We start from the raw sequence: 12,120 nt of genomic DNA, 5'->3' as shown, positions 1-12,120 counted from the left end.
TGCGGCGACTGTCCGCGGGGCCCTGAACAAGGCGGCGCGGTAACGGACCACAACCGGCTGGAACCGACTGGAGCGCCAGTTCGGCTCCGCGCTCCCCTCCCCCGGCGACAACGAACGGATCCAGGGGCTGGTCCAGGTCGACCGGGCTCTGACTGGGGCGAGTACGGCCCGATGCGAATGACGGCGGCCTGGGGACGCGCACAAGCCGACGTGAGGGCCAAGTTCTCTGAGCAGCTTGTTCCAAGGCCCAGTCGGGGGCGGAACCGTAGAAGCGGTCGCCAGGGCGAGCTCCGGCCCCGCCGGACACGTCATCGCCTCGGTTCGCTCAATGCGTCGGGTGATTCTGCGGTCGCCTCAAGTGGATGACACGTCGGACGCCCTCGACAACGAGACCGGTTCCGGCCATGACGGCGAAGATCGAGTAGGGGATCGTGGTGATGACGTCGGCCAGGTAGAGCGCGAGAAGCGCCACACCGGCCGCGATCGCTCCGTACGCCGTCCATTTGTTCACGATGGTTCCTTGAGTGGGTGCGGGGGTGAAAGGGAGGCAGTGACGCACGGTCCCTGCCTCCGACACGTAATCAGTTCATGGTCCGCCAGAGCCTCATGTTCCTGCTTGGACGCCGTCTGGGTCCAGGTGGAGCCGCCGCCGGTCTCGGTCTTGAACGAGCGGAAGCGGTGGGCGGCGTCCAGCTGCCGCGTCTGGCGGCGCCCGTTCGCGGTCTGCTGGCAGGCCAGGTCGTTGGCGTAGGTGCGGGAGGAAGCACGGGAGACCAAAAGGCCGAAGGCAAAAGCGTCTTCGGCGGACAGCGCGTGGTCGCCCGTCAGCAGATTGACCGAACCGGGGCCGATCTCGTCGGTGGCCGCGCCGCTCGCCGCGCGGTCGACGATGACGGACAGTGGTCGGGTCGCGCCGGAGGCACCGAGGCCGGTGAAGTCGGCCTTGATCCGGACGGTGCCGTCGGGGTCGACGGCGCCCACAACGCCGACTGACGCGCGACGAGCGTGGCGCGGGCCGGGTGTACGGCATCTACCAGGCCACACGCAGTGCTCACATGGGGGCAGGCCTCGCTCGGGCATTTGGTCGTGAGAAATCCTCCACCGAGCCTTCGCGTCGCGCCCGTCGGTCGGTGCCGGCGGCGGGCGAACTCACCTCAGGCCACGGCCGACGGCTCGGCCGCTTCGGTGGCGCGGCGGTGTTCGGCGTTGATGCGCTGGGCCTCTTCGAGCTGGTCTTCCAAGACGATGATGCGGCAGGCGGCCTCGATCGGCGTGCCCTGGTCGACGAGTTCGCGGGCGCGGGCGGCGATGCGCAACTGGTAGCGAGAGAAGCGGCGGTGGCCGCCCTCCGAGCGCAGCGGAGTGATCAGGCGGGCTTCGCCGATGGCCCGGAGGAATCCTTGTGTGGTGCCGAGCATCTCGGCGGCCCTGCCCATCGTGTAGGCGGGGTAGTCGTCGTCGTCAAAACGGCCGTACGAGTCGTCTGCTGTCATCTGCACCTCTCCCTGGAACGCGTGGAGGGGCCCTGGTGCCGTACTGGCACCAGGGCCCCGAAGGAACTACTACACCACGTGCGGCCCTCATACTGCGCCGACGTTCTGTTTCCGCCTACCGACCCAGTCGCTGCCGGGAGTGCGGGGATCGCGGTTGCTTGACCGGAGACCACCTCACTATCGATGTCCTGCGGTACCCGGGTTCAAGACATCCGCCCGGGCGATCCTGATGGTGCTTCGTTCCTCCGTTCTTCCTCGGCAATCAACTACTTAACTACTGGTACTGCTCTACTGCGGGTACTGCTGGTGATGCGAACTGCTCAGTGGCCTGTGACAGCGCCACTCTCCGGCAGCCAGCCCCGTTGCCCGTCCTGCGTCTGCTCTGGCTTGGAACCCCACTGCCGGACTTCCCGGTGCGCGCGTCCGCAGCCGACGCCTTCACCAGGGGTGCTACTCATCACTTCACTGCTGGGCACTGCGTACTGCGTACTGCACTCACGGGTACCGCACCTGACATGGCCGCGGTCCCGCACACGGCGGCCCCTGATCACTGCGGGCCACCCGGTCCGGCCGTCAGTCCCGTCGCCGTCCTGCAACATCCCTGGCTTCGAAACTCCACCGCCGCACCGCCCTGCGAACTGCACCTACCTGTACTGCCTGTACTGCTGATACCGCTGCCCGGCAGTTCATCTCTGCCGGGCCCTGCTGTCTCTCTGGGCTACGAGAGAAACCATAGCCACGCCACCGCCCAATGTCTACTCCGGCCGATACAGATTTCCGCGTGTCCGATGGACAGGTAATCGACCTCGAACAAGGACACGGAGGTCGTGGAGCGGCTGCCGCCTGGTTGCCCACCGCATATCCGGGCACACGCCACGGACAGGTAGAGACCGGTACTGACGATCACAGACCAGGGGGACCTGATGGACACGATGAGCGTCGACGTCGCGACCGACCACCCCGCAGGTTCCGTCGCCTTGGCACGCGACAGCGCCCGGAACTTCCTCGAAAAACTCGTACCAGCGCCCGCGCCCGAGGCCGCCGACACCGTGATCCTCGTCGTCTCGGAACTCGTCACCAACGCCCTGCGCCACGGCGGCGGCACCTGCACCCTGGACCTGACCGCCCACCCGGACGGCATCAAGGTGGCCGTGCACGACCCCAGCCCTCAAACCCCGCGCATGCGCACCCCTGACCTCAACGGCGGCACCGGAGGCTTCGGCTGGCCCATGGTCAACCGACTCGCCACAGCGACCTCGGTCACCCACCAGCCAGCCGGAGGAAAGTCCGTAACCGCCCGGCTCCCCCGGTAGGCCGCCCCGCGCTACTGGTGCCGCCTGGTGCAGGGATCAGCATCAGTGCAGCTCAGCGCAGCCGATGGACGGCGGTGGGGCAGCCTGTTCCGTGGCTTATGGGAGCGGGGGTGCCAGACGGCAGAGGTTCAGCGTCTTGTGAGGGCAGGTTGTCGACGCGTGTGGCCAGGTCGGGTCGGCAGGGGTAGATGGGCGGGCACGTGCGACGGGTTCGAGGCCCGTGGTCGCCCGGCGGGCAGGCGGGCTCGGTCACGCGGCGTACTGCTGCTGGCAAGGCGGTGACGGCCCGTCCCGCCCCGGTGGCACGACCGGTTGAGGGGATGGGACGGCCACTGAATAAGATTGGTTCTCATGTCGAAGCTTGACGAGCTGCTCGTTGACGTTGCCACGCTGGTGGAGTCCGGGCAGAGCAATCAGATGTCCCTGACGGTGGTCACCGGTGGCGCTGTCATCACCGGTCGGCTGGCGCCCGAAGCGGTGTGGAGGCAGCGGGTGTCGGAGGTCCTGGCGGACTCCGCCCGCCTGGGAGAGTTCTCCGCCGTCTTCACCGCACCGACCCGGAGGGACGGGCCGCCCGCCTATCTGCACTTCCACATGGCGCGGATCCTCCAGGGCACGGTGGGGATCCCCGAGACGGGCGGGATGTACCGCGTCGCGATCGCGGACATCAGCGCCTGGACCATGGGCGACTTCAGCTACTCCGATCACTGACCCCGCACCCTTGGGGAGCCCAACCCCCGACAGCCGAGAGGACCCGACCGGCGGGTGCCGAGGCTGTTGGCGAATTCTTGGGGCCCCTGGCTTCGCCCCGCCGGTTGGCCGACGGGGCGAAGTGCTGCCAGGTGGGAGGTTCGGGTGCGGGCTCGGGGTGTTGAGTGAGCCAGGCGTCGATACAGGTCAGGCTGATGGCCGCTCCGGTCAGCTGGTGCCGGAGGCTTCTTGGGCGGGCCGCGATAGCGAGACCTGCGCAGGCCGAACGCGAGGACGGCCTGGGAGACGGTTCCTCCCTCGATCCCGGCGCGGGCCTGGTAGCGCTTCTTCCACTCGTCGGTCTGCTGGAGAGCTCTGGCCCGCCGGGCCGCTTCGTACTCGTCCCGGTGGCGCAGGCTGATCTCCCGCCGCTCGGCTTTCGGCGAGCTCACGCAGTCCCGCAGGGCGGGACAGGGGCGGCAGTCGGCCGGGGAGAACCGGACCCGGATGACGGGCGGTCCCCGCTGGGACTTCCCGTCGCGCCACTGGGTGCTGGTGACCCCGTGGGGGCTGGTGACCTGCTGCGTCTCCTCCCCGGCGCCGCACCACCTCCTCGACCACCTCGAAGTGCTGCACCCACACCCGTCGCAGGATCTCCACCGACTCAAGCGACCGCACCTCCGGCGGCGCGTGGTCCGAGGCCGAGGGCGCACTTCCGGTCGATCCGGGCCCTGACCGCCTCAGCCGCCTACCGGCCGGTCGGACCTTCCGCGAACTGGAGCACCGCCACCCGTGCCAGCCGGCCCCGCGACCACGCGGGCTTGCCCCCTGCGCGGGAACACCGCGGCGAAGTCCTCATCACGGAACAACACCCCCAGCTCGTCCCGGACCCGGATCGCCAGACTCACCCCTGGGAAACGCCCGCCGGGCCACCCGGACCGTCCCAGCCGGGATCTCACCCGGCTCCGCCACCCGCAACGACACGGACGCCCTCCCCAAACACAGCGTCGGCCTTCACGACCACAACCAGGTCATGAAGGCCGACTTCACACACAGAGCCGGGATTCGCCGACAGCGTCGGCGTGCCGGTCGGGCCCTCTCGCTTGCCCGGATGTCAGCTCACGTTCGCCCGCGGGTCGCGGACAGGCCGCGGCTGGGGCGCCGAGCATCGCGGAGGCGTGCTGGAGCGGGTCGAGGGTGCGGACGGGCGCGGCGGCCTGGAGAGGGAGGCTCCGGCAGGTGAAGCCGAGCTAGGTCATCACCCCGAGGACTTCACCGGCGCTGAACTCGCGGCGGTCCCGGGGACCGCCGAGGATGTCGCGCAGCCGGAGGCGGAGCGGGGCTGCGTCTGGACCGTGGTCACGTCGTGCCCCTCCTGCGGAGATGGGCAGACCTCCTGGTCACGTACGGCTCGGGCCGCCGCCGGTCTCGTACGGCTCGGGCCGTACGAGACCGCGTGGTGCTCAGGCGGCCGTGTCGGTGGCCGGGCGGCGTCCGCCGGTGCGCCGGGCGGCCGAGGCGGTGCTGCGGCGGCCGCGGGTGGTGGTGCGCTTGCGCTGCTCGGTGGCGGGTGCGGTGATCGTCACCGGGATGCCGGAGGGGGTCCGCGCGCCGGTGATCCGGGTCAGTGCCTCCTCGCCGGAGCGGACCTCGGTGGTCTGGGGCACGATGCCGGCGGCTGTCATCAGACGGGTCATGTCACGGCGCTGGCCGGCGGTGACCAGGGTGACGACGCTGCCGGACTCGCCGGCCCGCGCGGTACGCCCACCGCGGTGGAGGTAGTCCTTGTGGTCGGTCGGCGGGTCCACGTTGACCACCAGGTCGAGGTTGTCGACGTGGATGCCACGCGCGGCGACGTTCGTCGCGACCAGGACGGTGACATGCCCGGTCTTGAACCGGGCCAGGGTCCGGGTGCGCTGCGGCTGGGTCTTCCCGCCGTGCAGGGCGGCGGCCCGGACGCCGGAGTTGAGGAGGTCCTCGGTGAGCCGGTCCACCGCGTGCTTGGTGTCCAGGAACATGATCACCCGGCCCTCGCGCGCCGCGATCTGCGTCGTCAGCCGCTGCTTGTCGCCGCCGTGCACGTGCAGGACGTGGTGCTCCATGGTGGTGACCGCGCCCTGGGAGGGATCCACCGAGTGGACGACGGGGTCGGTGAGGTAGCGGCGGACCAGGAGGTCGACGTTACGGTCCAGGGTCGCGGAGAACAGCATGCGCTGACCCTCGGGGCGGACCTGGTTCAGGAGCGCGGTGACCTGCGGCATGAAGCCCATGTCGGCCATCTGGTCGGCCTCGTCCAGGACGGTGACGCCGACCTGGTTGAGCCGGCAGTCGCCGCGGTCGATGAGGTCCTTGAGCCGGCCCGGGGTCGCCACGACGACCTCGGCGCCGCTGCGCAGCGCGTTCGCCTGACGGCCGATCGGCATCCCGCCGACGACGGTGGCCAGGCGCAGCTTCACGGCGCGGGCGTAGGGCGTGAGGGCGTCGGTGACCTGCTGGGCGAGTTCCCGGGTGGGGACCAGGACCAGCGCCAGCGGCTGGCGGGGCTCGGCGAGCTGTCCGGCGGTGCGGGCCAGCAGCGCCAGGCCGAAGGCGAGGGTCTTGCCGGACCCGGTCCGGCCCCGGCCCAGGACGTCACGGCCCGCCAGCGAGTTCGGCAGCGTCGCGCCCTGGATCGGGAACGGTACCGACACGCCCTGCGCGGTGAGCGCGGCCAGCAGCGTCTTGGGCATGTCGAGATCGGCGAACGCCTCGACAGCGGGCAGCGCCGGAGTGATCGTCTGCGGCAGGGCGAACTCGCCCTGCACCGCCGCGGGCCGCCGGCCGGAACCGCCCGAACGCTTCGGACCACCCGACCGGCTCGGCGCGGACGAACCGAAACGGCCGCCCCGCACCGGACCCCCGGCGGAGGAGTCATAGGAGTGACCCCCGGTGCGACGGGACCGGGAAGAACGGCTGTTGGTACGTGTGGGGTTCATTCAGAACCTTCCTCGATACGGCACGCATCGAGGAATTCCCGCGCGGCGAAACAGCGCGGGTAATCACAGGTACGGGCCGGGTGAAATGCGAAAGCGGGCGGCTTGGCTCAGGACAAAAGAATTGTCGGCACAAGCAGGCGTGAAAGAAATGCGAGATCCGCAGGTGCGCGTGAGGGCCCTGCGAAACGCATGCAGCTGGGGCCCGCACCCCGAGGGATGCGGGCCCCAGCTACGTTTTACGCGTCAGCGTCAGGCGGAAACGATGTTCTCGGCCGTCGGGCCCTTCTGGCCCTGCGCGATGTCGAAGGAGACCTTCTGGCCCTCCTGGAGCTCGCGGAAGCCGGAGGCGGCGATGTTCGAGAAGTGGGCGAACACGTCAGGGCCGCCACCGTCCTGCTCGATGAAGCCGAAACCCTTTTCCGCGTTGAACCACTTCACGGTGCCAGCAGCCATGTCATATCTCCTTGGGGCAGTACGCCGGCATCCGTACCGTACGGATGCCGTGTCGCCGCGATGATGCCCTGCCCGGAAATGACCGGAAATACAAAGCGCTTCCGTACGGCACGCGGCCGGCCGGAGGCGCTTGAAGTTTTTGGGTACCAAAACTGCAACTGAGATCGACAGTAGCACGTCGCCGTAGCCCGCGTGCGGCGAATATTTCCCCCTGTGTGTCGCCGACAAAAACCCTCTCCGCGATGGCCGTTAAAATCTCAGGCCGCGAACACAGGTATTCACGCACTCCGTAATGAGGTGTTTCGGAAGAAAGACGTCAACCGGCTGCGGCGTCGGCAGGTCATCGGAACCTGCGTTCTGCGGGGCGTAGGCCGGCGAGTCCTCTCCCTGAGACACACCCATGCCCGTCCCCGTCCTCGGACCGGACCTCGTAAAAGCTAGCCCGGCGACATGGGGTGTCAGGTGCGCGCGCCAATGGCGGCGGTCGTCACAACGGCCCCAGCGCATTCACTCCGCCGAGGCCGCCCTTCCGGATCGTCACACGTGAGCGTGCCGGATCCGTCTCCATTGTACGACTGCGGGCCGGACGGGCAGGGAGGGAGAGCGGGCCGGGGGGCGGTCCGGCTCAGCCGCGTGCTTCCTCTTCGGCTTCCATCCGGCGGATGCCCTGGTGGGTGAGGGCGACCATCGCGGGTGTGTTGCCCGGTTCCCAGTCGATGGTGATCAGGTCCTCGCCGGAGAGGTAGGTGCAGGCGGCGGCCAGGTCTTCCTCCGGGATGCGCAGGTCGTTCCGCAGCTTCCGCCCCGGGACTCCGAGAAGTCGGTTGCCTTCGACGGCTTCGTAGAGAGCGGTCAGGACCCGTTCGCGGTAGACCTGTCGCTCGCGGAGTGTCGCCATGATCGAGTCCTTCGGTTCATACGGAGACCCGCTGCGGCTCGGGCTTCGTCGGCGTGGGCGCCGGTGCGGGTGGAGGGTCTGCTGGTGGTGAGCCAGGAGAGGGCAGGGTCGCGGCGCATTCGGTGTCGACCGTGAGGTGGAGCCGGGCGCCGCCGTCGGGGACGGGGCAACTGCGCCGTTCCGTCCGGCGAAGGAGCCGCGGACCACTTCGGCGACCGCGCGGGCGGCTTCGGCGGTGGCGGCGCCGGTGCGGATCTCGTGTGTCCGGCCGAGGTCAGGATCGCGGGTCGATGGGGTACACGGGGCGTGGCCCCTTCACGGGCGAGCGAGAGGCCGGCGGGTGGGTTGTCCCGGGTGTCGGGTGCCCCACCTACCGCCTTCGGTCGGAGGAGTGGTCCGAGGTGGTCAGGGCCCGGTGCTGGTGAGCCTGCTGCGGGAGGCTTGCCCTGCCGACGCACCTTGCCCTGCCGACGCACCTTGCCTTGTCGCCGTGAGGTGACGGTAGCCGGCCGGCCGGAAAATGGCAGGAAAGGGGTCGCTGAAGTGGTGGGCCGCGATGCGTGCGTCGTGCTGGGCGTTGAGCCGGTGGATGAGGTGCGTGCCGAGCGCGATCAGCAGGGCGACTGCCGCGAGCGCGATCATGGTCTCCATGACGTCACCTCCGCGGGTTCCCCGGCATGGGGATCATCCGTGCGCCGGCGACTGGGTGCCGGAGCGGCATCACGGCTCCGCCGTCGGTCTCCCAGGCGTTTTCGCTGCTTCGGGCGCCGCGCATGCGGCGACCGGCCGCGGCCTCGTCGAACATCAGGGCACCTGCGGTGATGCTGCTGCCGCGGAGGGCGGCAGCCGTCATGAGCCGGGCGGCTGCGGCGGGTTCGGTCTCGGGTGGGATCACCAGCAGGTCACAGCGGCCGACGGTGGAGGCGAGAAGAATAATCTTGTCGGGGTCCTGTTCGGTGAACCAGCCGACATGGACGGTGTGCCCGGTGGCGGGAACCTTGTGCGGTACGACGGGCCAGCGGGTGGGGTTCACGGTGACGCGTGTGACGCGTCCGCAGTGCTCTTCCAGCGCGTCGACCAGGGACGGCAGTTGGGCGGCGAGATCACGCGAACGCGGCCACCAAGAGCCGTCCAAGAGACCAGGGAGTGCGGTCTTCCGCGTCAGCGACAGGCGCGCCGAACGCAGGGGTGCGAGGGTGGTGGTCATCACCGCGGACCCGTCCCCAGGCCGCCCTGCAGGGCGGCCTAGTGTCTTGATCGCCGGAAACGACGTCCGCGTGGGAGCGGGTGTTCGAGTTACTCCCGGTATCTTCAGCGTACTCCGCCCTGCGGCCGGACGAGCCGTCTGACCAGGGGCGAGACTGGTGGGTCCGCATGTTCCGGTGTCGCGCATTCGGGGCGCGTGCCAAGAATGGGCCTGTGTGACCGTCGGATGCTGGGCGCCGTGGAGAAGGACGGTCACGGGCTGGAGTCGTCTTGGCGGCTCACGTCCGCGACCAGCGGTTGATCGATCTCACGGCCATGAACGCCTCCTACCATTGCGGAAGGCAGCAGCCGGATCTGGAGCACAGGATGCCGATCGGTGAGCCATGGGTGCCTGGCTCGACCTGCGACCTCCTGCTGATCAGCCTGCCCTGTCTCCACGGACCTGATCTTGAGCACTGTCCCTTGCCCGGAGGGAGAGATCGACCTCCGCACACGGCTCCAGGTCCAGCCCCACCCGAACGCCGCACTCCCCGGCTGACGGCCGCACGGGGCAGGATCAGCGGGCGGCGGAGCTGCCGGCGGTGGCCGTCGCTGCGTTCGGGTGGATGGTGAAGACCTGGTCCAGACCGACGAGGCCCAGGATGCGGGCGGTGTTGGCGGGGACCGCCGCGAGGGCTATGGCGCCGCCCTGCTCGACCGTCAGGCTCCGGGCCGAGAGCAGAGCGCTGATTCCGCTGGAGTCGCAGAAGGCCAGACCGGCGAGATCCAGAACCAACAGCCGCCCCGGGGCAATCGTCAGGCCGCCTACGGCCTTGCGCAGTTCGGGTGCCGTCGCGTGGTCGAGCTCACCGGTGATCTCCAGTACGGGACCGGTGGCGGCATCTCGGGCGGTGATCGTCAGTGGGCTCATGTCAGCTTGTCACTCACGGTGGTGGGGAGTGGGGCGGGTACGCCGAGGGCGAGCAGTGCGGTGTCGTCGTCGAGCCCGTCGCCGAAGGAGGCGAGCAGCCCGCTCAGGGCGGTGATCAGGGCCCGCGGGCCCGCCGGCGGCTGGGCGGTGGTGAAAGCACGCAGGGCGTCCTCGCCGTACAGCTCACGGTCCGGCCCGGTGCGTGCCTCGGTGAGGCCGTCGGTGTACAGGAGCAGGGTGTCGCCGGGCAGCAGCCGGGCGCGGGCGGCCGTGAACGGGGCCTCCGGCAGGACGCCGACGAGCAGCCCGCCCGGAGTGGGGAGGTAGTCGGCGCTGCCGTCCGCGCGCTGGATCAGCGCGGAGGGGTGTCCGCCGGAAGCCAGGTGCAGACCGACATGGCCCTCCTCGGGTTCCAGGACCCCGAATATGGCGGTGCAGTAGCGGCCCTCGCCGCTGGCATACCGCTCGTGCAGCACCGTGTTCAGGGTGGTGAGCACGGTGACCGGGTCGGCATCGTGCAGGGCGGCGGCGCGCAGGGTGTAGCGGGCCAGTGAGGTGACCGCGGCGGCCTGGGGGCCCTTGCCGCACACGTCCCCGAGGAAGAACGCCCACCGGTCGCCGCCCAGGGGGAACAGGTCGTAGAAGTCTCCGCCCAGCAGATCCGGGGAGGCCGTGTGGTAGTAGGAACCGGCTTCCAACCCCGGCACCGCGGGCAACTGCGAGGGCAGCAGGCTCTGCTGGAGGACGGCGAGCGCCTCTTGGAGCCGGACGCGGTCAGCCTCCGCGCGCCGGCCGGCCGCTTCAGCCTGCCGGCGGGCTTCCTCAGCCGCCTTGCGGCCGCGCAGCAGCTCCGCCTCGTAGGCGCGGCGGTCGCGGGCGTCGAAGACAGTGGTGCGGATCAGCAGGGGCTCGCCGTCTTCGCTGGTCTTCACCTTCGAGGTGACCAGCACTGGCATCCGCTGCTTGCCGGCAGCCTTGATGTCCAGGGCGATTCCGCTGACCTCGCCCTTCATCTGCAACAGCGGCGCGAAGTGCGTCTCGTGGTAGAGCTTGCCGCCCACGGTGAGCAGGTCGGTGAACCGCATCCGCCCCACCACCCGGGACCGTTCCAGTCCCAGCCATTCCAGCAGCGTCGCGTTGATCTTCGCGATGGTGCCGTCCATCAGCGTCGACAGATATCCGCACGGGGCCTGCTCGTACAGCTCCTCCGCGCTGTCCTCCAGCAGCGAGGTGAACACCACGTCCGTGGCGTCCACGTCCTGCTCCTCACCCGGCTCGGGCGCCTGGCCGGTCCGGCACATCACGGGCTGGTCTCGATGAACTCGATGATCGCGCCCGCGGTGGCCCGTGGTGCGCTCAGCTGCGGGCAGTGCCCCGTCGCGTCCAGCGTGACCAGGCGGCTGCCGGGGATCGCCGCGTGGACGTAGGCGCCGACCTCACGGGGAGCGATCACATCCTGCTTGCACTCCAGGACCAGCGTCGCCGTCGTGACTGTCCTGAGGTCGGTGCGGCTGTCGGACAGGAACGTCGTGCGGGCGAAGACCCGGGCCATGTCCGGGTCGGTCGCGCAGAACGAGGTGGTCAGCTCCTGCCCGAGTTCCGGCCGGTCCGCGTTCCCCATGATCACCGGGGCCATCGCCGCCGACCAGCCCAGATAGTTCGACTCCAGCGACTCCAGCAGCTCGTCGATGTCGTCCGCGCTGAACCCGCCCCGGTAGCCGTCGTCGTCGATGTAGCGGGGCGAGGGCGCGACCATCACCAACCGGGAGAACCGCTGCGGCGCCTTCGCTGACGCGAGGACGCCGACCATCGCGCTGACCGAGTGCCCCACGAACGTCACATCCCGCAGGTCCAGCTCCTCGCAGACCTCCAGCACATCCTGGGCGTAGCCCTCCAGCAAGCTGTATCGCCGTTCGTCCCAGGCGGACGGGTCCGCCCGGCCCGAGCCCACGTAGTCGAAGAGCACCACCCGGTAGTTCTCGGCCAGCGGGGGAACCACCAGGCGCCACATGTTCTGATCACAGCCGAACCCGTGCGCCAGCAGGAGCACCGGCCCGTCCGTACAGCCTGTGACGGTGACGTTGTTCCTACGACGGATATCCATACCCGCCAGTTTCCCATCCCCCGACGCACCCGGATGCAGAGGCCTGGCGCCCGGGGTTCCGCAGGGCTACGACCGCCC

12 protein-coding genes and 2 pseudogenes are annotated in these 12,120 nt (G+C 69.7%); 2 read left to right on the top strand and 12 right to left on the bottom strand.

Features of this window, described 5'->3' with window-relative positions; translation table 11 throughout:
* Nucleotides 1-325 precede the first annotated feature (325 nt).
* The 3 genes and pseudogenes from ACRRSS_RS15115 to ACRRSS_RS15105 all read right to left on the bottom strand — a co-directional run bounded on the left by ACRRSS_RS15115 (nucleotide 326) and on the right by ACRRSS_RS15105 (nucleotide 1,493).
* On the bottom strand, nucleotides 326-511 hold the full coding sequence (locus ACRRSS_RS15115; RefSeq protein WP_435971728.1) for a hypothetical protein: 186 nt from the start codon (nucleotides 509-511) through the stop codon (nucleotides 326-328).
* Between the two features lie 245 nt (nucleotides 512-756).
* Nucleotides 757-972, bottom strand: a pseudogene (locus tag ACRRSS_RS15110) (hypothetical protein); the annotation flags it as partial.
* A 182-nt stretch (nucleotides 973-1,154) separates the two neighbouring features.
* Nucleotides 1,155-1,493 carry a MerR family transcriptional regulator gene (locus tag ACRRSS_RS15105; protein ID WP_435971727.1) on the bottom strand — a complete coding sequence of 113 codons (339 nt, stop codon included), beginning with the start codon at nucleotides 1,491-1,493 and terminating at the stop codon, nucleotides 1,155-1,157.
* Between the two features lie 923 nt (nucleotides 1,494-2,416).
* Between ACRRSS_RS15105 and ACRRSS_RS15100 the strand changes: the two genes are divergently transcribed.
* Together ACRRSS_RS15100 and ACRRSS_RS15095 are read left to right on the top strand one after the other, a co-directional pair.
* Nucleotides 2,417-2,806 (top strand): ATP-binding protein, encoded by a 390-nt coding sequence (locus ACRRSS_RS15100; protein WP_435971726.1) that lies wholly within the window; start codon nucleotides 2,417-2,419, stop codon nucleotides 2,804-2,806.
* A gap of 351 nt (nucleotides 2,807-3,157) precedes the next feature.
* A complete protein-coding gene (locus ACRRSS_RS15095; RefSeq protein ID WP_435971725.1) occupies nucleotides 3,158-3,517 on the top strand; it encodes a hypothetical protein in 360 nt (119 codons plus the stop codon).
* A gap of 74 nt (nucleotides 3,518-3,591) precedes the next feature.
* On the opposite strand, the pseudogene ACRRSS_RS15090 reads toward ACRRSS_RS15095, so the two are convergent.
* The 9 genes and pseudogenes from ACRRSS_RS15090 to ACRRSS_RS15050 form a co-directional block, all read right to left on the bottom strand.
* Nucleotides 3,592-4,480: pseudogene (locus tag ACRRSS_RS15090) on the bottom strand (transposase); the annotation flags it as partial.
* A gap of 479 nt (nucleotides 4,481-4,959) precedes the next feature.
* Nucleotides 4,960-6,471, bottom strand: coding sequence for a DEAD/DEAH box helicase (locus ACRRSS_RS15085; RefSeq protein ID WP_435971724.1), 1,512 nt, complete (start codon nucleotides 6,469-6,471; stop codon nucleotides 4,960-4,962).
* A gap of 249 nt (nucleotides 6,472-6,720) precedes the next feature.
* Nucleotides 6,721-6,924: a cold-shock protein gene (locus tag ACRRSS_RS15080; protein ID WP_435971723.1), complete on the bottom strand. Its 204-nt coding sequence runs from the start codon at nucleotides 6,922-6,924 to the stop codon at nucleotides 6,721-6,723.
* A gap of 625 nt (nucleotides 6,925-7,549) precedes the next feature.
* Nucleotides 7,550-7,822, bottom strand: coding sequence for a hypothetical protein (locus ACRRSS_RS15075; RefSeq protein ID WP_435971722.1), 273 nt, complete (start codon nucleotides 7,820-7,822; stop codon nucleotides 7,550-7,552).
* 405 nt (nucleotides 7,823-8,227) lie between these two features.
* Entirely contained in the window at nucleotides 8,228-8,473 is a 246-nt protein-coding gene (locus ACRRSS_RS15070; protein ID WP_435971721.1) for a hypothetical protein, read from the bottom strand.
* A gap of 4 nt (nucleotides 8,474-8,477) precedes the next feature.
* Nucleotides 8,478-9,029: a DUF5994 family protein gene (locus ACRRSS_RS15065; protein WP_435971720.1), complete on the bottom strand. Its 552-nt coding sequence runs from the start codon at nucleotides 9,027-9,029 to the stop codon at nucleotides 8,478-8,480.
* A gap of 555 nt (nucleotides 9,030-9,584) precedes the next feature.
* Nucleotides 9,585-9,938: an STAS domain-containing protein gene (locus tag ACRRSS_RS15060; RefSeq protein WP_435971719.1), complete on the bottom strand. Its 354-nt coding sequence runs from the start codon at nucleotides 9,936-9,938 to the stop codon at nucleotides 9,585-9,587.
* Nucleotides 9,935-11,239 (bottom strand): PP2C family protein-serine/threonine phosphatase, encoded by a 1,305-nt coding sequence (locus ACRRSS_RS15055; protein ID WP_435975338.1) that lies wholly within the window; start codon nucleotides 11,237-11,239, stop codon nucleotides 9,935-9,937. Before ACRRSS_RS15055 ends, ACRRSS_RS15060 begins: the two co-directional genes overlap by 4 nt.
* Nucleotides 11,239-12,042 carry an alpha/beta fold hydrolase gene (locus ACRRSS_RS15050; protein WP_435971718.1) on the bottom strand — a complete coding sequence of 268 codons (804 nt, stop codon included), beginning with the start codon at nucleotides 12,040-12,042 and terminating at the stop codon, nucleotides 11,239-11,241. The genes ACRRSS_RS15055 and ACRRSS_RS15050 overlap by 1 nt, the downstream gene beginning before the upstream one ends.
* Nucleotides 12,043-12,120 lie beyond the last annotated feature (78 nt).

Origin of the sequence: Streptomyces sp. Qhu_M48 (assembly GCF_051305195.1) — a bacterium.
Classification (GTDB): domain Bacteria; phylum Actinomycetota; class Actinomycetes; order Streptomycetales; family Streptomycetaceae; genus Streptomyces.
The sequence above is the reverse complement of the archived record's forward strand: the minus strand, read 5'-3'. Positions and strand labels throughout refer to the sequence as shown.

Excerpts from the sequence above, each read along its gene's own strand:
- ACRRSS_RS15050 (WP_435971718.1), bottom strand. The coding sequence starts at position 12,042 with ATGGATATCCGTCGTAGGAACAACGTCACCGTCACAGGCTGTACGGAC.
- ACRRSS_RS15105 (WP_435971727.1), bottom strand. The coding sequence starts at position 1,493 with ATGACAGCAGACGACTCGTACGGCCGTTTTGACGACGACGACTACCCC.
- ACRRSS_RS15055 (WP_435975338.1), bottom strand. The coding sequence starts at position 11,239 with ATGTGCCGGACCGGCCAGGCGCCCGAGCCGGGTGAGGAGCAGGACGTG.
- ACRRSS_RS15075 (WP_435971722.1), bottom strand. The coding sequence starts at position 7,822 with ATGGCGACACTCCGCGAGCGACAGGTCTACCGCGAACGGGTCCTGACC.
- ACRRSS_RS15060 (WP_435971719.1), bottom strand. The coding sequence starts at position 9,938 with ATGAGCCCACTGACGATCACCGCCCGAGATGCCGCCACCGGTCCCGTA.
- ACRRSS_RS15085 (WP_435971724.1), bottom strand. The coding sequence starts at position 6,471 with ATGAACCCCACACGTACCAACAGCCGTTCTTCCCGGTCCCGTCGCACC.
- ACRRSS_RS15095 (WP_435971725.1), top strand. The coding sequence starts at position 3,158 with ATGTCGAAGCTTGACGAGCTGCTCGTTGACGTTGCCACGCTGGTGGAG.
- ACRRSS_RS15080 (WP_435971723.1), bottom strand. The coding sequence starts at position 6,924 with ATGGCTGCTGGCACCGTGAAGTGGTTCAACGCGGAAAAGGGTTTCGGC.
- ACRRSS_RS15100 (WP_435971726.1), top strand. The coding sequence starts at position 2,417 with ATGGACACGATGAGCGTCGACGTCGCGACCGACCACCCCGCAGGTTCC.
- ACRRSS_RS15065 (WP_435971720.1), bottom strand. The coding sequence starts at position 9,029 with ATGACCACCACCCTCGCACCCCTGCGTTCGGCGCGCCTGTCGCTGACG.
- ACRRSS_RS15070 (WP_435971721.1), bottom strand. The coding sequence starts at position 8,473 with ATGGAGACCATGATCGCGCTCGCGGCAGTCGCCCTGCTGATCGCGCTC.